The following is a 20,009-nucleotide window of genomic DNA, read 5'->3' as shown; positions in this document are numbered from 1 at the left end:
TCAGGACTCCTGGTCGTTGTCGTCGTCCTGACGGACTGTGGGCTTCTTGCCCACGGCCTGGTCGATGAGACTGTCAATATGACGACTCTGACCCTGGAGGGTGTCGAAGTGGAAACGAAGCTGCGGAATCACCCGCAACTTCATGGCGCGACCGAGCTGCCCCCGGAGAAACCCGGAGGCATTGCGCAGAACCTTGAGGGAGTCCTGCACTTCGCCGGACTCCTCGGTCAGTTCCTCGGTACTGAGCAGGGACACATAGATATCGGCATAGCCGAGGTCCTTGCTGACGCGCACCGCATTGACGGTAACCATGCCCACGCGGGGGTCCTTGACCTCCCGCATGATGAGCTGCGAGAGCTCCTTCTGGATCTGGTCACCAATGCGGTCGAGACGACTGAACTCTCTGGGCATTATGAACCTGTAGATTCCAGCTTGCGTTCAACACGAACCCGATCGAACACCTCGATCTGGTCACCCACCTTCACATCGTAGCCTTTAACACCGATACCGCACTCCATGCCGTTGCGAACTTCCGGCACGTCGTCCTTGAAGCGGCGCAGGGATTCCAGCTCGCCTTCAAAGATCACCACGTTGTCACGCAGAACGCGGATCGGCTTGTTCCGGTAAACGGTGCCTTCCACCACCATACAGCCGGCCACCTGGCCGAACTTCGGTGAACGGAATACGTCCCGCACCTCGGCGATGCCGACGATGTCCTCGCGGAATTCCGGTGCCAGCATACCGGTCAGGGCCGCTTTCACATCATCGATCAGGTTGTAGATGATGGAGTAGTAACGCAGGTCCACACCTTCCTGCTCCACCAGGCGCTTGGCGGAGGTATCCGCCCGCACGTTGAAGCCGAAGACGACGGCGTTGGACGCCAGCGCCAGGCTGATATCGGTTTCCGCGATGCCACCCACGCCGGAGGAGATGATCTTCACCTGGACCTCGTCGTTACCCAGGTCCTGCAGGGCCTTGGTAATGGCTTCCAGGGAACCACGAACGTCGGTCTTTAGGACCACGTTGAGGGTCTTGACCTCGTCCTTGCCCATGTTCTCGAACAGGTTCTCCAGCTTGGCCGCCTGCTGACGCTGCAACCGCTGCTCCCGCTCCCGGGTCTGACGGAACTCGGCCAGCTCTTTCGCCTTGCGCTCGTCGGCAACGGCAAAGAACTCGTCACCGGCATCCGGAGTACCGTTCAGCCCGAGGATCTCCACCGGGATGGACGGGCCAGCCTCCTTGACCTGCTTGCCGGTCTCGTCGGTCATGGCGCGGACCTTACCGAACCAGGCACCTGCGACCACCATGTCACCCTGGCGCAGGGTACCGTTCTGGACCAGTACAGTTGCGACAGAACCACGGCCACGCTCGAGGGAGGACTCCACCACGACACCCTTGGCCGCAGCGTCCTTGACGGCTTCCAGCTCCAGCATTTCCGCCTGCAGCAGAACCGCTTCCAGCAGCGCATCGATACCGTCACCGGTATGGGCTGACACCGGTACGAACTGGACGTCACCGCCCCAGTCCTCGGGAATCACTTCCATGCCGGCCAGTTCGTTCTTGATGCGGTCGGGGTCGGCTCCTTCCTTGTCCATCTTGTTGATGGCAACCACCAGGGGCACGCCGGCGGAACGGGCGTGGTTAACGGCTTCCTTGGTCTGGGGCATAACGCCGTCATCGGCCGCCACCACCAGGATAACAATGTCGGTACACTGGGCACCGCGGGCACGCATCGCCGTAAAGGCCGCATGACCCGGGGTATCCAGGAAGGACACCATGCCGTGATCGGTTTCCACGTGGTAGGCACCGATATGCTGGGTAATACCACCGGACTCACCGGCGGCTACCTTGGTACGACGGATGTAATCCAGCAGGGAGGTCTTGCCGTGGTCGACGTGACCCATAACGCTGACCACCGGTGCACGGCGGGTCTTCTCGCCGCCGGTGTCGCCGGCAATCTCACTGATGACCTCTTCCTCGAAGGCATCCTCGCTGACGGTCCTGGCCTTGTGACCCAGCTCTTCGGTTACCAGTACTGCTGTTTCCTGGTCGAGGGCCTGGTTGATAGTGGCCATCACACCCATACCCATCAGGGTCTTGATCACATCAGCGGCTTTCACCGCCATGCGCTGGGCGAGATCACCAACGGTAATCGTTTCCGGAATTTCGACTTCTCTGACCATTGGTTTGGTTGGCTTCTCGAAGCCATGCCTTTTCTCTTTGGGTTTCTTTTTCGCCCGCAACGGCTTGCGCAGCGTGGTGTCCTCTTCATCTTCGGACAGCACAATGGGTTCTTCCACCGGACGACTGCGTGGTCCGCGATGACCTGCGGACTTCTTCTTGGGCTTGCCCTCTTCCGCATCATCAGGACGCTCGCGGGCCTTTTCCTTCTTCTTCTTGGCCTTGCGTTCCTTATCCTTGGCGGTTTCAGGATCAGGCGGCGGCATCGGAATCTCTTCCTCCGCTGCGGTATTCTCCGGCTTGACCGCCTTGTTGGTGGCTTCCGCGGCATCTTCTTCACCAACCGCAATCGGGCCGGTTTCAGGCGTGCCTTCAGCAGCGGGCGCCTCGGGGGCCTGCGGCTTTTGCTCTTCCACCGGCGCCTGCTCGGCGGCCGGTTGGGGCGCGGCTTCCGGCTTCTCCTCTGCCACCGGTGCGGAGGGCTTCTCCGGCTCCGGCTCGGGCTGCAACTCAGCGCGCTTCACATAGGTACGACGCTTGCGCACTTCCACGTTAACGGTCTTGCCGCCACGGGCACCGCCACCGGTTTTCAGGGTGGTGGTGGTCTTCCGCTTGAGGGTAATCTTACTGGGCTCTGCTTCGGCCTCGCCGTGGTTCTTGCGCAAATAGGTCAGCAACTGCTGCTTCTCATCGCTGGTCACGGAATCATTTTCGGAACGGGCCTTGAGGCCAGCTTCCACGATCTGACGCAGCAAACGATCCACGGGAGCGCCTACATCTTCGGCCAGTTGTTTAACGGTTACTTCTGCCATACTGGTCCTCCTCCCGATTAAGCCTGGTCTTCAAACCAGGGGGCACGCGCCGTCATGATCAACTGACCAGCACGCTCTTCGTCCATACCTTCAATGTCGAGCAGGTCATCAACCGACTGCTCTGCCAGATCCTCCATGGTGCGGACACCCATACCCGCCAGCTTGAACGCCAGGGTACGGTCCATACCTTCCATTCCAAGGAGGTCGTCGGCCGGCTCGTTGCCCTCCAGGGCTTCCTCGCTGGCCAGGGCCTTGTTCAGCAATACATCCTTGGCACGACGGCGGAGCTCGGTAACGGTCTCCTCGTCGAACCCTTCAATCGCCAGCATTTCCTCCATGGGCACATAGGCCACTTCCTCGATAGAGGTAAAGCCTTCCTCGATCAGCACACCGGCAAATTCCTCGTCAACGTCGAGGTTTTCCATAAAGTGCGTCAGCAGGCGGTTATATTCCTGCTCCTGCCGCTCGCCGGCTTCCTCTTCGGTCATGACGTTGAGGGTCCAGCCGGTCAGCTCACTGGCCAGACGTACGTTCTGACCGTTACGGCCGATGGCCTGGGCCAGGTTGTCCTCGGCAACTGCGACTTCCATGGTGTGGCTGTCTTCGTCCATCACAATGGAAGCCACTTCTGCCGGTGCCATGGCGTTGATCACCAGCTGGGCGGGGTTGTCGTCGTACAGCACAATATCGACGCGCTCGCCGGCCAGCTCGTTGGAGACGGCCTGTACCCGGGAGCCACGCATACCGACACAGGCACCCACCGGATCAATGCGACGGTCGTTGGTCTTGACCGCAATCTTGGCGCGGGAGCCCGGGTCACGGGCGGCGCCACGGATTTCAATCAGCTCCTCGGCGATTTCCGGCACTTCAATGCGGAACAGTTCGATCAGCATCTGCGGGTCGGTCCGGCTGAGCATCAGCTGCGGGCCGCGGTGGTCCGTGCGGATGTCCTGCAGCAGGGAGCGAACCCGGTCGCCCATGCGGAACGTTTCCCGGGGAATCAGCTGATCACGGGGCAGCAGGGCTTCAGCGTTGTTACCCAGGTCAATGATGACGTTGTCCCGTGTCACCTTCTTGACCGTACCGGAGATCAGCTCGCCTACGCGGTCACGATAGCTGTCGACGATGCGCATGCGCTCGGCTTCGCGCACCTTCTGGAAAATGATCTGCTTGGCCGCCTGGGCGCCGATACGACCGAAGCTTTCAGACTCGATCTTTTCCTCATGGATATCGCCGGGCTTGAGATTGGTATCGATCTCTTCGGCTTCCTGCAGGGTCAGCTCGGTACCCAGGGCCGGAACGGCATCGTTGTCCACCACCAGCCAGCGACGGAAGGTTTCATACTCACCGGTGCGACGATCGATGGAAACGCGAATGTCCGCTTCCTCATCCTCGAAACGTTTCTTTGCCGCGGTCGCCAATGCCAGCTCGATGGCTTCGAAAATGACGTCTTTCTCGACGCCCTTTTCGTTGGAAACGGCCTCAACCACCATCAGGATTTCTTTACTCATTGAAATGCCCTGCCCTTACAATTCTCAGACTTGCAGTCATCCGGCCTTACTCGAAAACCGGCACAATGTTGGCTTTATCAATACTCTCGAACGGCAGCAGGTACTCGTGGTCATCCACCACAACCACCACATCGCCGTCTTCGGTGCCTTTCAGGATGCCCTGGAACTTGCGCCGTCCCTCAAAGGCCATCCGCAAACGGATACTGACCTGGTACCCCGCCCAGGCACTGAACTGCTCCAGGGTAAACAGGGGCCGGTCCATCCCCGGGGATGAAACCTCAAGGGTGTATTCGTTCTGGATCGGGTCTTCCACATCCATCACACCGCTGACCTGGCGACTGACCTTTTCACAGTCTTCGATGCTGATGCCATTTTCCTGGTCATCAATAAACAGGCGCAGTATCGAGTTGCGACCCTGGGAGCGGAATTCAACCCCCCAGAATTCATACCCCAACCCTTCCACCACCGGGCGGAGGATTTCTTCAAGTTTGTTCAGTTTTGCAGACAAGTCCGATGCGACTCCCGTGGTAACCCGCCAGCTTTGCCGGCGGCTGATTTTTTCAGGCCACAAAAACAAAAAAAGGGCTGTCTGGCAGCCCTTTTCATGCATCAGGGCCCGACGCGCCAGGCCCCTTAATCAAAAAGCCCCGACTGCTCAGACAGCCCGGACCATGACAACTCCGGAACTACCTGCCTGTGGGGCCTTTTGTTGCAAGTAATCGCGAACCAGCGCCGGATAACCGGATGGACCGCCGACAGACACCTGGCCTGTCACCGCAACCCGGTGCGGGACAAACCCACGCGCCGAGTCGCTTCAATAATCGCCGGAGTATAAGGACCCGGGCGACCGTGGTCAAGGACTGACCAAAAAAAACGGCCTGGGTAAAAGCTACACCAAGCCGCTTCTGTATATGGTGCCGAAGGCCGGACTCGAACCGGCACGGCTTACGCCACTACCCCCTCAAGATAGCGTGTCTACCAGTTCCACCACTTCGGCAAAAACTCACTCGAGCTCGGGAATGGAATCACCATCACCGCCCTCTTCTTCGCTGAGGCTCGGCGCCCCGCCTTCAGCATCATCCGCCGGGGCACTGCGATCAACCTGTTCCACCATGGGAACTCCGGCCTGACCCGCCACCTCAGCGCGCTGCTTGGCGAAAATCGCCAGCGAAAAACTTGTAATAAAGAACACCAGGGCCAGAATGCTGGTCACACGGGTCAGGAAGCTGCCGCTACCCTGACTGCCGAATACCGTCTGGGAGGCACCGCCACCAAACGCAGCGCCGGCGTCGGCGCCCTTGCCCTGCTGGATCAGAATCAGACCCACCAGTGCCACGGCAATCACGACGTGCACGACGACAACCAGTGTTTCCATCCAGTCCATATCTGCTCTCTGTAACTCTGTAACAGTCCCGGAGGACTGCAGAACCCGTGTGATCCTGTCCGGTCTTACGTAACAACCGCCTGACAGATCGCGATAAAATCTTCGGCCTTCAGCGAGGCGCCGCCGATCAGCCCACCGTCGATATCCGGCTTTGCAAACAGCGCGGCAGCATTATCCGGTTTTACACTGCCGCCGTAAAGCACTGACATCGCATTTCCCGGCAACCCGAGCTCAACCAGCTTCTGACGGATCGCCTCATGCATCGTCTGGGCATCTTCCGCTGTTGCGGTTTTACCGGTACCAATGGCCCATACAGGCTCATAGGCGACAACAATCTTTCCAGCTTCGTCGGCGGACACCCCTGCCAGAGCGCCTTCCACCTGACGGCAGACGACGGCTTCGGCATCGCCGGATTCCCGCTCTTCGAGGGTTTCGCCGACACAGACCACGGCCTGCAAACCGCTCTCGAGAACCTGAGCCACCTTGGCGGCGACGGCCTCATCAGTCTCGCCAAACAACTGGCGGCGCTCCGAGTGCCCCACCAGCGCGTACTGGCAACCGGCATCAGCGGCCATGGCCGCGGCAATCTCGCCAGTGTACGCACCGCTTTGCCACTGGGCCACATTCTGAACGCCCGTCGCAATGGACGAGCCGGCCAGCCTTGCTTTCACCTCACCGAGGTAAAGTGAGGGAGGCATAATAACAACCTCGGGGCCATTATCAAGCGCTGCCACCCCATCCCTGACGACCGGTACCAGTTGCTGAACCAACTCCAGGGAGCCGTTCATCTTCCAGTTTGCTGCAACGATCTGTCTGCGCATGCCATCCGTCATCAGGGTTATGCCCGGGGGCCGTCCGGAAACGAGCGCGAACTATACAGCAGCGTTCTGGAGTGTACAAGAGTGGTTTTTGTCTCGGAATCCGCGACCCTTTGCGAGACGCCCTTCAACAAACGCCCTTCGACAAGCTCAGGGCGAACGGGGGTTGGGGAGCCCGTCGAAGGACCGCCCCTCCGCTCACCCTGAGCCTGCCGAAGGGTCGCCCGGAGCCTGCCGAAGGGTGCCTGCCACAGGGCGCCACAACCACCGTTCGCCCTGAGCTTGTCGAAGGGTCACCCTGAGCTTGTCGAAGGGAGCTTGTCGAAGGGAGCCTGCCGAAGGGTGCCTGGATCCCGGAAAAATCACGCCCGAGAACGACCAACCACTTCCGCAAGCTCCTCAGCCACCCGCTCAATCACAGCAGCGTCTTCGCCTTCCGCCATCACCCGGATCAACGGCTCGGTACCGGAAGCGCGCAGCAGGATGCGGCCTGCCGCGCCGAGGTGGTCTTCCGCCTTGCGTACCGCCTCGGCAATATCCGTGCGGGTCATGGGGTCAAAGCGCTCTCCCACGCGAACGTTGATCATGGTCTGGGGCAGCTTGGTCATGCCCTGGCGCAGCTCCCCCAGGGTCTTGTCGGCTCGCCAGCAGGCCAGCAGCACCTGCAGGGCGGAGACAATGCCATCACCGGTGGTGGTGCAGTCGCGGATCACCAGGTGGCCCGAGCCCTCTCCCCCCAACAGCCAGCCCCGCTGGAGCAGGCGCTCCATGACATAGCGGTCGCCAACATTCGCTCGTTCAAAGGGAATGCCCTGATCCTGCAGGGCCAGCTCGACGCCCAGATTGGTCATCAGGGTGCCGACCACCCCACCCTGAAGGGTGCCGGCTTTCTTGCGCTGGGCGGCAATCACGTAAATGAGCTCATCGCCGTCCACTTCAGTACCGTCCTTGTCCACCATCAGCACACGGTCACCGTCACCGTCAAAGGCAATACCGAGATCCGCCTGACGCTGCTGGACAGTCTCCTTCAACGCCTCAAGGTGCGTGGAACCCACGCCAAGGTTGATATTGAGGCCGTCAGGGTCACCGCCGATCACCGAAACCCGGGCACCCAGCTCGCGGAAGACCTTCGGCGCCACGTGGTAGGTGGCGCCGTGGGCGCAGTCGAGCACGATGTGCATGCCATCGAGCACAAACTCGTTGGGCACGGTGCTCTTGCAGAACTCCACGTAACGGCCGGGGGCGTCTTCCACCCGGAACGCCTTGCCCAGGTCGGCCGATTCGCAGACGGTGACCGGCTGATCCAGCCAGCGCTCGATCTCCGCCTCAAGGCTGTCGTCCAGCTTGGTGCCGTCACCGGAGAAAAACTTGATGCCATTGTCATAATGGGGGTTGTGGGAGGCACTGATCACAATACCCGCGCAGGCCCGGAAGGTCCGGGTCAGGTAGGCTATGGCGGGCGTGGGCATGGGACCCAGCAGTTTGACGTCCACACCGGCCGCGGAGAGACCAGCCTCCAGGGCAGACTCGAACATATAACCGGACAGGCGGGTGTCCTTGCCGATAATCACGCTGTTGCGCTGACCGTCCCGCTTGAAAGCCTGGCCGGCGGCCCAGCCCAGACGCAGCATGAAATCCGGGGTAATGGGCGCATCACCCACCCGGCCGCGAATACCGTCTGTCCCGAAATACCGGCGCGTTACCGCTGCGCTCTTGTCCGTCATTTGTGAGTCTGCTCCTTTTTGAAATCTATTTAACCGCGGAATTCAGGGTCCTTCGACAGCCGTTCTTCTACAAACGCCCTTCTACAAGCTCAGGGCGAACGGTAGGTTGTGGCGCCCTTCGACAGGCTCAGGGCGAACGGCCCTCCTCGGCATCCATGACAGAACACAGAAAGGAAAGACCAAGCACTCTTTGCCACCAAATCCACGAAAATTTACGCTTGTGACCTTGCGTGTTTTTAGTGGGTTTCGTGGATTTAGTGGCTAAAACTTTCTCCCGTTTGCCCTGAGCCTGTCGAAGGGCCATTCCGCTCACCCTGAGCCCGTCGAAGGGTGTCTGTGGAAGAACCTTGGCAAAATATCAAAAACTCCGAGCCTGCACCGCTTCGACCACTTTCACCGCATCCACGGTCTCGCGCACGTCATGAACCCGTATCACCGAGGCACCTTTGAGGGCCGATATTGTGGCGGCTGCCAGGCTGGCCGGCAAGCGCTCGCTTACCTCCCGCCCGGTAATCTGCCCCAGCATGGTCTTGCGGGACATGCCCACCAGCAGAGGGTAGCCCAGCACTCGCAACTGCTCCAGCGCGGTCAGCAGCTGCAGGTTATGCTCGAGGGTCTTGCCAAACCCGAACCCCGGATCCAGCAGGATTTTCTCTGCCGGGATGCCGGCCGCCTCACACACCCTGACCCGGTCCATCAGATAGGTCGCCACATCCCGAACCACGTGGCGGTATTCCGGATTTTGCTGCATGGTGCCCGGAGCACCTTTCATATGCATCAGGCATACCGGCAAGCCGGCCTCCACGGCAGCATCGACGGCGCCTTCCCGTTCCAGGGCCCGCACGTCATTGACCAGGCCCGCACCGAGGCGCGCCGTTTCCCGGATAACCGAGGGCGTACTGGTGTCTACCGAAATAACCGTATCGACGTCACGGGCAATCGCCTCGACAACGGGGCACACCCGGTCCAGCTCTTCCTGCTCGGACACCGGTGCCGCACCCGGGCGGGTGGATTCGCCACCCACATCCACGAACGCGGCGCCGTCAGCGACCATCTCGCGGGCCCGCTGCACCGCCAGCTCAACCGAATTGTAGCGGCCACCATCGGAGAACGAGTCCGGCGTGACATTAACAATGCCCATGACATGGCAACGCCCCATGTCCAGCTCGCGCCCGGCGAATGTCATCTGCATAACACAACCTGCCTGATTGGATCTGAAAAGAAATAATACGGGAAAGAAAGGGCCTGACTGAAACAAAAACGCCGCCCTCGCAGGCGGCGTGTATTCTTGCTTCCGAACTTACCGGCTGGCGATCAGTGCTCGCCGGCCGGCTGCCCGGCTGCGCCGCTGTCGCGACCGTCATTGTCGGACAGGGTGCCGGTTTCCGGCTGGTCGATGGTGACACCACCACCGGAGCCATCCCCCCAACCCTTGGGCGGACGCGGCGCACGGCCTTCCATGATGTCGTCAATCTGGAAGCGGTCGATGGTCTCGTACTTTATCAGTGCCTCAGCCATCAGGTCGAGCTTGTCCCGGTTTTCCACCAGGATCTGCTTGGCCTTTTCATAGCAGGTATCGATGATGTTACGCACTTCCTCATCGATACGCTGGGCAGTTTCCGGAGAGTAGACCGTATGGCTCTGGCCGGCACTGCGACCCAGGAACGGCTCTTCGCTCTCGGTATCGTACTGCAGCGGGCCGAGCTTCTCGGACAGACCCCACTTGGTGACCATGTTGCGGGCCAGCTGGGTGGCACGCTCGATGTCGTTGGAGGCACCGGTGGTTACACCCTCAAAGCCCAGGGTCAGCTCTTCAGCGATACGGCCACCAAACAGGCTGCAGATAGAACTGATCAGGTAACGCTTGGAGTGACTGTACTTGTCCTCTTCCGGCAGGAACATGGTCACACCCAGGGCGCGGCCGCGGGGAATAATGCTCACCTTGTACACCGGGTCGTGCTCCGGCATCAGCCGGCCAACAATGGCGTGGCCAGACTCGTGGTAGGCCGTGTTGAGCTTTTCCTTCTCGTTCATGACCATGGACTTGCGCTCGGCGCCCATCATGATCTTGTCCTTGGCCAGCTCCAGCTCTTCCATGGTGACCAGGCGCTGGTTACGACGTGCCGCAAACAGGGCGGCCTCGTTTACCAGGTTGGCCAGGTCGGCACCGGAGAAGCCGGGCGTACCACGGGCAATCACCGCCGGCTCGATACCGTCTGCCAGGGGCACCTTCTTCAGGTGCACCTTAAGGATCTGCTCACGGCCAATGATGTCCGGCAGGCTGACCACCACCTGGCGGTCGAAACGGCCGGGACGCAGCAGCGCCGGGTCCAGGACGTCCGGACGGTTGGTAGCGGCGATGACGATAACGCCCTCGTTGCCCTCAAAGCCGTCCATCTCGACCAGCAGCTGGTTCAGGGTCTGTTCACGCTCGTCGTGACCACCGCCCATGCCGGCGCCACGATGGCGACCCACGGCGTCGATCTCGTCGATGAAAATGATACAGGGGCTTTGCTTCTTGGCCTGCTCGAACATGTCACGCACCCGGGAGGCACCGACACCGACGAACATTTCCACGAAGTCAGAACCGGAGATGGTGAAGAACGGCACCTTGGCCTCACCCGCGATGGCCTTGGCCAGCAAGGTCTTACCCGTACCCGGAGGACCCACCATCAGCACGCCCTTGGGAATGCGGCCACCAAGACGCTGGAACTTGCTGGGGTCCCGCAGGAAATCCACCAGCTCCTTCACGTCCTCCTTGGCTTCATCACAACCTGCGACGTCGCCAAAGGTGGTCTTGATCTGGTCCTCGCTCATCAGGCGGGCCTTGGACTTGCCGAACGACATGGGGCCCTTGCCGCCACCGCCGCCCTGCATCTGCCGCATGAAGAACACGAACAGCGCGATGATGATCAGGATGGGGAACGCCGCCACCAGCAACTGGGTCCAGAGGCTCTGACGCTCTGGCTCCTTGCCGATGATCTCGACATTATTGCTGAACAGGTCGTCCATCAGGCGATTATCCGGAATCGGCGGCCGTACCGTGTCGAACCGGGAGCCGTCGCTACGCTGCCCCTGAATGTGAAGTCCGTCGATGGTGACCTGGCGCACCTGGCCCTGCTCCACCATCTGGACGAATTCGGTATAGTTGACCTGCTGAGCGGTGGTCGTCGGAGAGAAATTCTGGAACACCATCAGCAGTACGGCTGCGATTATCAGCCACAAAACCAGATTTTTAGCCATATCGTTCAAGGATCATCACCTGTGAATTGCAGGGCAGCCGGGGCCTGAGCCACAGCGGCCTGTTGTCGGTTACCTTACACCAATTGTACGTGCTACCACCAGAAACCGGTCATCCGCGAAAACCCTTGCACACCTGGTACACCTCACGGGACCGGGCGCGGGACGAATCCGGCTTGCGGCTGACCACTGACGAGAATGAACGCTTCATCTCCGCCAGCAGCGAATCAAAACCTTCCCCCTGAAACACCTTGGCGACAAACACGCCCCCGGGGCGCAATACCTGCGTGGCCATATCCAGCGCCAGCTCTACCAGCGCCATGGCCCGAGGGATATCTGCCGCCGGGTTACCACTCATGTTGGGGGCCATATCGGAAATCACAACATCCACCGGCCGATCACCCAGCACTGCCATGAGTTCATCGAACACCGACTGCTCGGTAAAATCCCCCTGCACAAAGTCCACACCGGCGATGGGATCCATAGGCAGGATGTCGCTGGCGACCACGACACCCCTGTCGCCCACCTTTTCAACCGCCACCTGGGTCCAGCCGCCGGGGGCTGCGCCCAGATCCACAACGGTCTGACCGGGGCGGAACAGCCTGTCCTTCGCGTCCAGCTCGATGAGCTTGTAGCTGGCCCGGGAACGATAGCCGTCTTCCCTCGACTTCTTGACCCATACATCGTCAAAATGTTCCTTAAGCCAGCGATCACTGGATTTCGAGCGCGCCAATGTGCCTCCCGGTCGTGCTGTAAGTGCAATCGCCCATCCAACCGACAGGCTTCTCTGTTATCATGCCGCGATTATACGGGCTCGGGGCCTTAATTTCTCCCGATCGCCCGCTACTATCTTTTAATAGCCTTGATCAAGAGAGTTCATCATGAGCCTTTCGTCTGCCCAGCGTCGCGAATATCGCGCCATCGCCCACAACCTGAAGCCCATCATTATCATCGGCGACAAGGGCCTGTCCGAGGGCCTGATGCAGGAGCTGGACCGGGCCCTGGACGACCACGAACTGATCAAGGTGAAAGTGGCCAGCAATGACCGGGAGGCCCGCGCTGAAGTCATCAGCGAGCTGTGTAGCCAGTCTGGTGCCGAACTGGTCCAGACCATCGGCAAGATTGCCATCGTGATGCGCCGCGCCAAGCAGCCCAACCCGAAGCTGAGCAACCTGTCGCGCTGAACCTTTCCTGCCGCTGGTAGTACCCGAAGCCGCAGTCCTTCGCCACGGATGGCACGGACTCACACAGACCAGACCAGAAAACAGCCACCTGGCGACGCTCCCGACAAATCCCCTTCACTGCAAAATCCGCCTATCCAAAAAGTAACATTGACGCTAGGATACGATTAAAAACCAACCAGACCTGTTCGAAGGATCGAAACCATGAACACCGCACTCCGGTTCCTGGCCGCTGCCGCTACCTCCTCCATCCTTGTGTTTACCGCTGGCTGCAGCAGCTCCGACGACACCAACTCGGAAGCCGCCGGCCACATTACCCGCGCCGAAACCTACGCCGACCAGGGCCAGTACCGCTCCGCGATGCTGGAAGTCCGCAATGCCGTCCAGAAGGATCCGGGCAACGTGGACCACGTGCTGGTCCTGGCGGGCATCTATAACAGCATTGGCGCCGGGGAACAGGCCACCGACCTGCTGGAACCCTGGCAAGAGGACCACGGGGACCAGGTGTCCCTGCCCCTGGCCCGGGGCTATATCCTGCAAGGCAAGCACCTGTCTGCCCGCGAAGCCCTGGATGGCTTCCAGCCCCAGACCGATTCAGCACAACGGGAATACGACTACCTGAGAGCCGAGAGCCAGCGCCTGGCGGGCAATACCGAGCAGGCCGTCAGCCAGCTACGCGGCCTTCAGGAAGCCCACCCTGCCGATGCTGAAATTACCGTGGCCCTGGCCAAGGCACTGCTGGCGAGCGGTGAGGCCGAGGCCGCTGTGAACAGCCTGACCCGGTGGACCGAACAGAACGGCGATAATGCCGAGGTGCTCTACCTGACCGGCCTGGCCCATTACCGCATGGGCAATATTGAAGAAAGTACCGAGGTGCTGACCGATGCCACCGCGGCCGTTCCCACCTCGGACATCTTCCTGCCGGTGCGCCGCAGCATCCTTACCCTGCTCTCCCGGAGCCTGACCGAGCAGGGTCGCATCACCGAGGCCCAGGTTTACAACAAGATCCTGGCGGAGAACACCAGTTCCGATACCCGCGAGCGTGCTGAGTCTGCCCTCGAAGCCATTCTACGTGGCGACATGGATACAGCACGCACGACCCTCGAAGAATTGATACGCCAGAACCCCGACAATGAACAGGTCGCCCTTATGTTGGGCACACTTCGCCTGCAGGAAGGCGAGAGGGAAGAAGCGGAAAAACTGCTCGCCGGTAACATTGACGCAGAGACTACACCCACCCCGTTTCTTCGCGCAGCGACCATTGCCCAAATTGACAGCGGCAAGCGCGAGGAAGCCCTTCGAACGCTATCCCGCGCTATCGAGGCACGCCCTAAGGATGCAGAGCTACTGGCGATGCACGGCATTCTGGCCCTGTCCCTGGATGATTATAAAGAAACCGGTGTCGCCAGCCTGAGCAAAGCACTGGAACTGGACCGGTCCCGGTCGCGTTTAAGGTTGGCTCTGGCACGTCATTACATGTCGGAAGAGCAGCAGGAGCAGGCACTGGCCCAGATGCGCGTTGCCTTCACTGAAACACCCACAGACTGGACCGTGACTCAGAGCTATCTGGCCTTGCTGATGCATACTGGCAGGGAAAAAGAAGCCGAGGAAGTGAAAGAGTCCTTACTCAACGGCTTCGCCAATGAACCACCGGCGCTGCTGCTCGCCAGCCTGGCAGAACTCCGCCTGGGAGAAACCGAGTCTGCCCTGAATCGGCTCGAAAAACTCACAAATGACAACCCCGAATCAGCTCTGACTCATCAGGCCCTGGCATCCGCTTATCAGCGAACGGGGAATACGGACAAGGCGCTTGAGTCCCTCATTACCGCAGCCGCGCTGACCCCGGATTCGATAAGACCGCTCAGCGAAGCCGCCCGGCTATACGCCTCAACCCACACGTCAGAGGAAACTATCAGCTGGCTCCAGGAGTTAGGCACACAACGCCCGGAAATCCAATTTAACGCCACTGTCCTTGCCGCCCAGGCCAGAATCCAGCAGGGCCGCACCGAAGATGCCCGCGAGTTGCTTGAAAAGCTTACCCAGAACAACAGGGAAGATACTGTCATCGCACTGACCAGCCAGCTCCTGGTGACCGAGGCTGAGCAGGCGGCGCAAGCAGAAGACTGGGAAACCGCCCGAGCAAAGGCAGGAGAAGTCGCAACCCTGCAGCCGGACAACGTCAGTTTAGCCCTGCTTCCGGCTCGTTACGCAGCCATGGAAGGCAATACCGACTCAGCCCTGAGCACACTGAACGAGGTTGAAGCTACATTCGGCGAACAACCGGCCACCGTTCGGTCCCGGGCACAACTCCTCATGCTTGCTGAACGTCCAGACGAAGCCATGGCCACTCTGGAGAATTATTACCAGGACAGTGAAAACCCAGCCGTCCTTGCCGACCTGATACAGCTGAGCCGTAGCGAGGCTCCTGATAAAGTGGATTCGCTAACCGAGCAGTGGGTTGAACGCCAACCTGCCAACCCTGCTGCCCACCTGGCTAGAGCGGATCACCTGATGAGCAAGGGCAGCGACGCACAGGCGTTACCCAGATACGAGCAGGTATTAGGACTACAGCCAAATAATGTCCGAGCCATGAACAATCTGGCCTGGCTGTTACGGGAAAATAATCGTCCACGCGCCTTGGACCTGGCCGCACAGGCTGCCCAGCTGGCTCCCGGGAATGCCGCAGTACAGGACACCTACGGCTGGATTCTCCATCTTGACGGGCAGCATGAGCAGGCAGTGGAACAACTCACTAAGGCCCTGGACCTTGACCCTGATAACCAGGAAATCAAAAACCACCTGAACGATGCTCGGCAGGCGCTCTAGCCAGTAGGCTAGCCGCCCACCCAAACGACTCCAATATCACCCGAAACACGCCGGAGGATGAGCGCCTTCATCCTCCGGCCTCCCATCGTCATCCGCCGCAGTTATGCACGTCAGCTTTCTTGACACCTCAATTTGTTAAATTTTGTTATATTGGCTAGAAAGCGATACAACTCGCATTTTTGGCGTCGAATTTCTTTACACCTCGACCCAATAAGATCCCTATCCTCCTGTTTTTAATGTTTTTTATTCAGTTGGAACCGCACTTGCATACCACCGACCAGCGCCGAGCCAAGAATCTCGGTCACGCTGGCCAAACCATTCGCGAGGATGGGACGGAAAGCCACGGATCTCTCAGAGACCGCCGGGCTGCATGGAACGCCAATGCAGTATCAAGGAGTATTCGATGAACAACCTTCAGCTAGTAACAGCGGGCATCGTATTGTCGCTCGGCTCTGCCGCGGCATTAGCGACACCTGAGTACAACGGACAAACAACGGGGAGCTTCACCGCTGCCTACGATGCGAATTCCAGCGACGCCGCAATCGATAGCGAGCTTAATGGAGGCGCGGCCGGCTATTACATATGGAACAGCAGTGCCAAAGACTGGCACATCCGCTGGACGGCAGACTCTTCCGCAGCGTTTGTGTTCAATGGAACAGTTACAGTCTTCAACAACAGCATTAATGAAGCGTCAAGTTTCCAGTTCGAAACCAACGGCACCGATATCCTGACGTCCGGCAATATCAGCACCTTTGGATTTGCAGACTGGAACACCCTCAACAGCTGCTGCTGGGATGGCATCGACTTCACCCTCAACAATGGATTCACGTTCGGCGATGAAATGCGGTTTGATCTCTACTCAAACCTCTGGGACCTAAGCGAGTTTGGTGGAGGTGAAGGTGCAAACGGCGGCATAGCTGGCCAGGGCATCTTCATCAGTGATGCATTCAATACTCCCGACGTAGAGATCCTTGACTGGCACACATTTGCCGAGCCAAACGCGGGCACTTTCATGGGTCAATCGTTCGAAATCACGGTTCCCGAGCCTGGCACCCTGGCCCTACTCGGTCTCGGCCTGGTTGGCCTGGGAGCAGCCCGCCGCCGCCAATCATAATAGTCATTTAGCATCTGTATTCAGAGACCAGGCCCTGAGGGCTGGTCTCTGACTTACCCTAAAACCCTTTCTTATCCTCTTGCATTTATATGACGCCTATTTAAACGTGTCGCATATATGAACAGTAATTCAAATTATCTGCCCGCCGAAACACACCCTCTCCGCATGCGCCCAGTCATCAGAACAAAAAATAACCATTATTTTCAGTTCTTTACGATTCCATAAAACACCCGAAAACCCTTTGATAACCAATAAATTACCGTCCCAGGCTTAACATAGGTTAAGTCTTTTTAATGCATAGGTATTGCCTACCGCTTACCCGAATCGAGTTCAACCATCTGTTATAACGTGAATTTCACGCTTGAAATCGATTATCCAAGCCGTAATACCGATCCATAGTGTTACAGTCCCTACCTCACTTATAATCCCATCGCAATAACTTACCGCACAGTTAGCAGACGTTAACTTAACGTTAATGAACCTTGAGAATGCCAGTGATTAAAATCCCTATTCAGTCCGCAATTGACGAATGGACCGCCGTTCTGGGGGCGTCGGGCGTCAGTGCCACTGACACGGCCGGCTTCGGCGCTTCAACTATTGGAACCAAGCGCTCGATTCCAGCCGTACTCCACCCAACGAACCAGGAACAAGTCGCGAAGATTTTACAGATCGCGCAGCGGTGGCAAGTGCCGGTGTACCCCGTAAGCACTGGAAATAACTGGGGTTACGGTAGCGCCAACCCGGTTGAGGATGGCTGCGTCATCCTCAACCTGAGCGGGCTTGACCGTATTTCCGACTTTGACCCGGAAATGGGTGTCATCACTATTCAGCCCGGAGTGACACAGGCAGCACTTCGCGAATTCCTGGATGAGAATGAAGGCGACTACCTTGTTCCCGTAACCGGCGCAGGCCCCACTTGCAGTCTACTCGGTAATGCGCTGGAACGAGGCTACGGCATCACGCCTATTACTGACCATTTTTCAGCAGTGACCAGAATCACCGCCGTTTTACCCGATGGAAGTCTTTACCAGACGTCTCTCACTGAACAAGGCGGGGAAGAGGTTGATCGCCTGTTTAAATGGGGCGTCGGCCCCTATCTGGACGGCCTTTTCAGCCAGGGCAATTTCGGAGTGGTCGTCAATATGACCATCGCCCTTGCCCCGGCCCCCGAGACTGTAACTGCCTTTTTCTTCTCAACAAAAGACGACGCCCAACTCGAAGCCCTGGTGCCCACGGTCAGGTCCGTGTTACGAGCGCTGGGTGGATCGGTCGTAGCGATAAACCTGCTAAATAGCAGACGAATGCTCTCCATGATGGTGCCTTTCCCCGAAGACAAAGCAGTCGATGGGATTTTGCCTGACCACGAGACTCAACTGCTTGCCGACATCCACGGCGTGCCAGCATGGAGTGGCGTTGGCGCAATCTATGCACCCCGGGAGGTAGCAAAGGCTGCCAAACGAACATTGAAACGACTACTTGGCCCGGATACCGACCGATTGGTGTTTATCGACAAACGGAGAGTTAACGCAGCAAGAAAGCTGGCGAAGTTGGTCCCGCAGCGATGGTCCACGAAAATTACAGGCATGGCGGACACGCTTTCCGGCGCATTGGAAATAATGCACGGGCGCCCTAATGATGTTGCCCTTGCATTAGCCTACTGGCGCTCAGGGGCATTGCCAGCTAACGGACAGCCGAAAAATCCCGCGAGGGATGGTTGCGGGCTGATATGGTTTGCACCCCTGGTTCCCATCCGCGGTAGCGATGCGCGCCGGTATGTCAACATGATTGAACGGATCTGCCCCCAGTATGGCGTGAATCCACTGATCACACTAACGACCATTAACGACCGCTGTTTTGATTCTACCGTGCCACTGCTGTTTGATCGTAGCGACGCCAACTCCACCGCACGAGCTCAGGAGTGTTACCGGGCATTGTATGAAGCCGGCCAGAAGGAAGGGTTTCTACCTTACCGTCTGAACGTTGACGCCATGGAGCTTGCCTATCCCGCTGGCTCCAGATCCGGCAAGCTCGCCAGCCAGCTGAAATCTGCAATCGACCCTAACAATATTCTGGCGCCCGGGCGATACGTGCCCGGGCCAAAGAACTACGAGGCTTTATGAGCTGTAGCCTCGATATAACGAAGCACCCCCTTCAGACCTTGAGGGCGCTTTACCCCCAACATCATAGATAATACAGCTCCAGGGACGGAAAAGAGCGAGGACCTAACAATGCACACAGGGTTTGCTTTTCCGCATCAAACAAATAACACCAAGAACGCTCAGGTGCCGGAAGACATCAGCAATATTTTCAACTCGGTATTTGCCGTACACCTGGCAAATTCTCCAGAAACCATCGACGAGGTTTTTGCAGTACGATATCAGGTCTATTGTATCGACCGGCCGTTCGAAGACCCCAACTGCTTTGCCGACAAGAGGGAGCACGATGAATATGATCACCGCTCGGCTCACGCACTGATACGGCACAGGGTCACCGGTGACAGCGTGGCCGCCGTTCGGCTGGTCATGGCTGGCGACACGCCCGACGATATTGATTTCCCTATGGAGGGCCCATGCCTCCCACACATGGATCGAACGGCATTACGGGCCATCATGCAAACACCTCGAGACAGGGTTGCGGAGATTTCCCGAATGGCCGTCAGCAGGGAGTTCCGTCGGCGCCTGAATGAAGACAAATCCACCAGCGGCATCAGCGCCCTCGCCTGTTACAGTGACGCCGAAAAAGGAAAGCGAGCGATGCCCTACATCAGTCTCGGCCTTTTCTCTGCCATTCTTCAGATGTCGATTCAGCATGGCATAACCCACTGGATGGCTGTCATGGAGCCGTCGCAACTTCGGCTGTTAAAACGATTTGGCGTGGAGTTTGATCACGTCGGTCCTGTATTGGAGTACCACGGCCGCCGTCGTCCTGCGTTCACTGAGGCTGCAGCCCTGATTAAAGGCATCAAGAAGCGGAGGCCTGATGTCTGGTCGTTGATTACTGATAATGGTCGGCACTTGCCACCGAAGTTGGATGACGAGTACAAGGAACGCGAAGAAGCGGTTGCCTGACATCCATTTGAGCTGATCTGGATTGCATTCATACAGCCGGCCCAGGGAAACCTGAATCGAGTAGGAGGGGGAGTTGCCTCCCCCGTCCTCTCACACCACCGGGCATACGGTTCCGTACCACGGCGGTTCATGATTGGCTCTGAAGCCGAA

At 58.7% G+C, this 20,009-nt stretch carries 15 protein-coding genes, 1 tRNA gene and 1 riboswitch; of the genes, 5 read left to right on the top strand and 11 right to left on the bottom strand.

Annotation, left to right across the window (positions count from 1 at the left end):
- The 11 genes from rbfA to rlmE all read right to left on the bottom strand — a co-directional run bounded on the left by rbfA (position 1) and on the right by rlmE (position 12,403).
- Complete coding sequence (gene rbfA / locus ACESMZ_RS14605; protein WP_372972856.1) at positions 1-411, bottom strand: 30S ribosome-binding factor RbfA; 411 nt, start codon at positions 409-411, stop codon at positions 1-3.
- Positions 411-2,993 (bottom strand): translation initiation factor IF-2, encoded by a 2,583-nt coding sequence (gene infB, locus ACESMZ_RS14600; RefSeq protein WP_372957487.1) that lies wholly within the window; start codon positions 2,991-2,993, stop codon positions 411-413. The genes rbfA and infB overlap by 1 nt, the downstream gene beginning before the upstream one ends.
- A 17-nt stretch (positions 2,994-3,010) precedes the next feature.
- Positions 3,011-4,504, bottom strand: coding sequence for a transcription termination factor NusA (gene nusA, locus ACESMZ_RS14595; RefSeq protein ID WP_372957486.1), 1,494 nt, complete (start codon positions 4,502-4,504; stop codon positions 3,011-3,013).
- Between the two features lie 46 nt (positions 4,505-4,550).
- Positions 4,551-5,012 (bottom strand): ribosome maturation factor RimP, encoded by a 462-nt coding sequence (gene rimP, locus ACESMZ_RS14590; RefSeq protein ID WP_372957485.1) that lies wholly within the window; start codon positions 5,010-5,012, stop codon positions 4,551-4,553.
- A gap of 404 nt (positions 5,013-5,416) precedes the next feature.
- Positions 5,417-5,501 (bottom strand) — tRNA-Leu (locus ACESMZ_RS14585).
- Between the two features lie 6 nt (positions 5,502-5,507).
- Positions 5,508-5,888, bottom strand: a complete 381-nt coding sequence (gene secG, locus ACESMZ_RS14580) for a preprotein translocase subunit SecG (RefSeq protein ID WP_372972855.1) — start codon at positions 5,886-5,888, stop codon at positions 5,508-5,510.
- Positions 5,889-5,953: 65 nt separating this feature from the next.
- Positions 5,954-6,709 (bottom strand): triose-phosphate isomerase, encoded by a 756-nt coding sequence (tpiA, locus tag ACESMZ_RS14575; protein ID WP_372972854.1) that lies wholly within the window; start codon positions 6,707-6,709, stop codon positions 5,954-5,956.
- Between the two features lie 359 nt (positions 6,710-7,068).
- Positions 7,069-8,430: a phosphoglucosamine mutase gene (glmM, locus tag ACESMZ_RS14570; RefSeq protein WP_372972853.1), complete on the bottom strand. Its 1,362-nt coding sequence runs from the start codon at positions 8,428-8,430 to the stop codon at positions 7,069-7,071.
- A gap of 358 nt (positions 8,431-8,788) precedes the next feature.
- On the bottom strand, positions 8,789-9,622 hold the full coding sequence (gene folP / locus ACESMZ_RS14565; protein WP_372972852.1) for a dihydropteroate synthase: 834 nt from the start codon (positions 9,620-9,622) through the stop codon (positions 8,789-8,791).
- Between the two features lie 122 nt (positions 9,623-9,744).
- Positions 9,745-11,682 carry an ATP-dependent zinc metalloprotease FtsH gene (ftsH, locus tag ACESMZ_RS14560; RefSeq protein WP_372972851.1) on the bottom strand — a complete coding sequence of 646 codons (1,938 nt, stop codon included), beginning with the start codon at positions 11,680-11,682 and terminating at the stop codon, positions 9,745-9,747.
- 100 nt (positions 11,683-11,782) lie between these two features.
- Positions 11,783-12,403 carry a 23S rRNA (uridine(2552)-2'-O)-methyltransferase RlmE gene (gene rlmE, locus ACESMZ_RS14555; RefSeq protein WP_372972850.1) on the bottom strand — a complete coding sequence of 207 codons (621 nt, stop codon included), beginning with the start codon at positions 12,401-12,403 and terminating at the stop codon, positions 11,783-11,785.
- A gap of 148 nt (positions 12,404-12,551) precedes the next feature.
- On the opposite strand from rlmE, the gene yhbY reads away from it, so the two are divergent.
- From yhbY to ACESMZ_RS14530, 5 genes are all read left to right on the top strand, one after another.
- On the top strand, positions 12,552-12,854 hold the full coding sequence (gene yhbY, locus ACESMZ_RS14550) for a ribosome assembly RNA-binding protein YhbY (protein ID WP_372972849.1): 303 nt from the start codon (positions 12,552-12,554) through the stop codon (positions 12,852-12,854).
- A gap of 201 nt (positions 12,855-13,055) precedes the next feature.
- Positions 13,056-15,677, top strand: coding sequence for a tetratricopeptide repeat protein (locus ACESMZ_RS14545; RefSeq protein ID WP_372972848.1), 2,622 nt, complete (start codon positions 13,056-13,058; stop codon positions 15,675-15,677).
- Positions 15,678-15,976: 299 nt separating this feature from the next.
- Positions 15,977-16,051, top strand: a riboswitch (cyclic di-GMP riboswitch).
- A 29-nt stretch (positions 16,052-16,080) separates the two neighbouring features.
- Entirely contained in the window at positions 16,081-16,791 is a 711-nt protein-coding gene (locus ACESMZ_RS14540; protein ID WP_372972847.1) for a PEP-CTERM sorting domain-containing protein, read from the top strand.
- A 488-nt stretch (positions 16,792-17,279) separates the two neighbouring features.
- The gene (locus ACESMZ_RS14535; protein WP_372972846.1) at positions 17,280-18,911 is read left to right on the top strand and encodes an FAD-binding oxidoreductase; all 1,632 of its coding nucleotides are present in this window, start codon (positions 17,280-17,282) and stop codon (positions 18,909-18,911) included.
- 108 nt (positions 18,912-19,019) lie between these two features.
- Positions 19,020-19,859, top strand: coding sequence for a PEP-CTERM/exosortase system-associated acyltransferase (locus ACESMZ_RS14530; RefSeq protein ID WP_372972845.1), 840 nt, complete (start codon positions 19,020-19,022; stop codon positions 19,857-19,859).
- The last annotated feature ends 150 nt before the right edge of the window (positions 19,860-20,009 follow it).

Source organism: Marinobacter sp. (assembly GCF_041690615.1).
Taxonomy (GTDB): domain Bacteria; phylum Pseudomonadota; class Gammaproteobacteria; order Pseudomonadales; family Oleiphilaceae; genus Marinobacter.
Note: the sequence above shows the minus strand (reverse complement) of the source record. Positions and strands in the feature narration are given on the sequence as shown.

Coding starts and splice junctions, on each gene's coding strand:
- ACESMZ_RS14540 (WP_372972847.1), top strand. CDS start 16,081: ATGAACAACCTTCAGCTAGTAACAGCGGGCATCGTATTGTCGCTCGGC.
- glmM (WP_372972853.1), bottom strand. CDS start 8,430: ATGACGGACAAGAGCGCAGCGGTAACGCGCCGGTATTTCGGGACAGAC.
- ACESMZ_RS14535 (WP_372972846.1), top strand. CDS start 17,280: ATGCCAGTGATTAAAATCCCTATTCAGTCCGCAATTGACGAATGGACC.
- ACESMZ_RS14530 (WP_372972845.1), top strand. CDS start 19,020: ATGCACACAGGGTTTGCTTTTCCGCATCAAACAAATAACACCAAGAAC.
- secG (WP_372972855.1), bottom strand. CDS start 5,888: ATGGACTGGATGGAAACACTGGTTGTCGTCGTGCACGTCGTGATTGCC.
- infB (WP_372957487.1), bottom strand. CDS start 2,993: ATGGCAGAAGTAACCGTTAAACAACTGGCCGAAGATGTAGGCGCTCCC.
- yhbY (WP_372972849.1), top strand. CDS start 12,552: ATGAGCCTTTCGTCTGCCCAGCGTCGCGAATATCGCGCCATCGCCCAC.
- folP (WP_372972852.1), bottom strand. CDS start 9,622: ATGCAGATGACATTCGCCGGGCGCGAGCTGGACATGGGGCGTTGCCAT.
- nusA (WP_372957486.1), bottom strand. CDS start 4,504: ATGAGTAAAGAAATCCTGATGGTGGTTGAGGCCGTTTCCAACGAAAAG.
- tpiA (WP_372972854.1), bottom strand. CDS start 6,709: ATGCGCAGACAGATCGTTGCAGCAAACTGGAAGATGAACGGCTCCCTG.
- ACESMZ_RS14545 (WP_372972848.1), top strand. CDS start 13,056: ATGAACACCGCACTCCGGTTCCTGGCCGCTGCCGCTACCTCCTCCATC.
- rbfA (WP_372972856.1), bottom strand. CDS start 411: ATGCCCAGAGAGTTCAGTCGTCTCGACCGCATTGGTGACCAGATCCAG.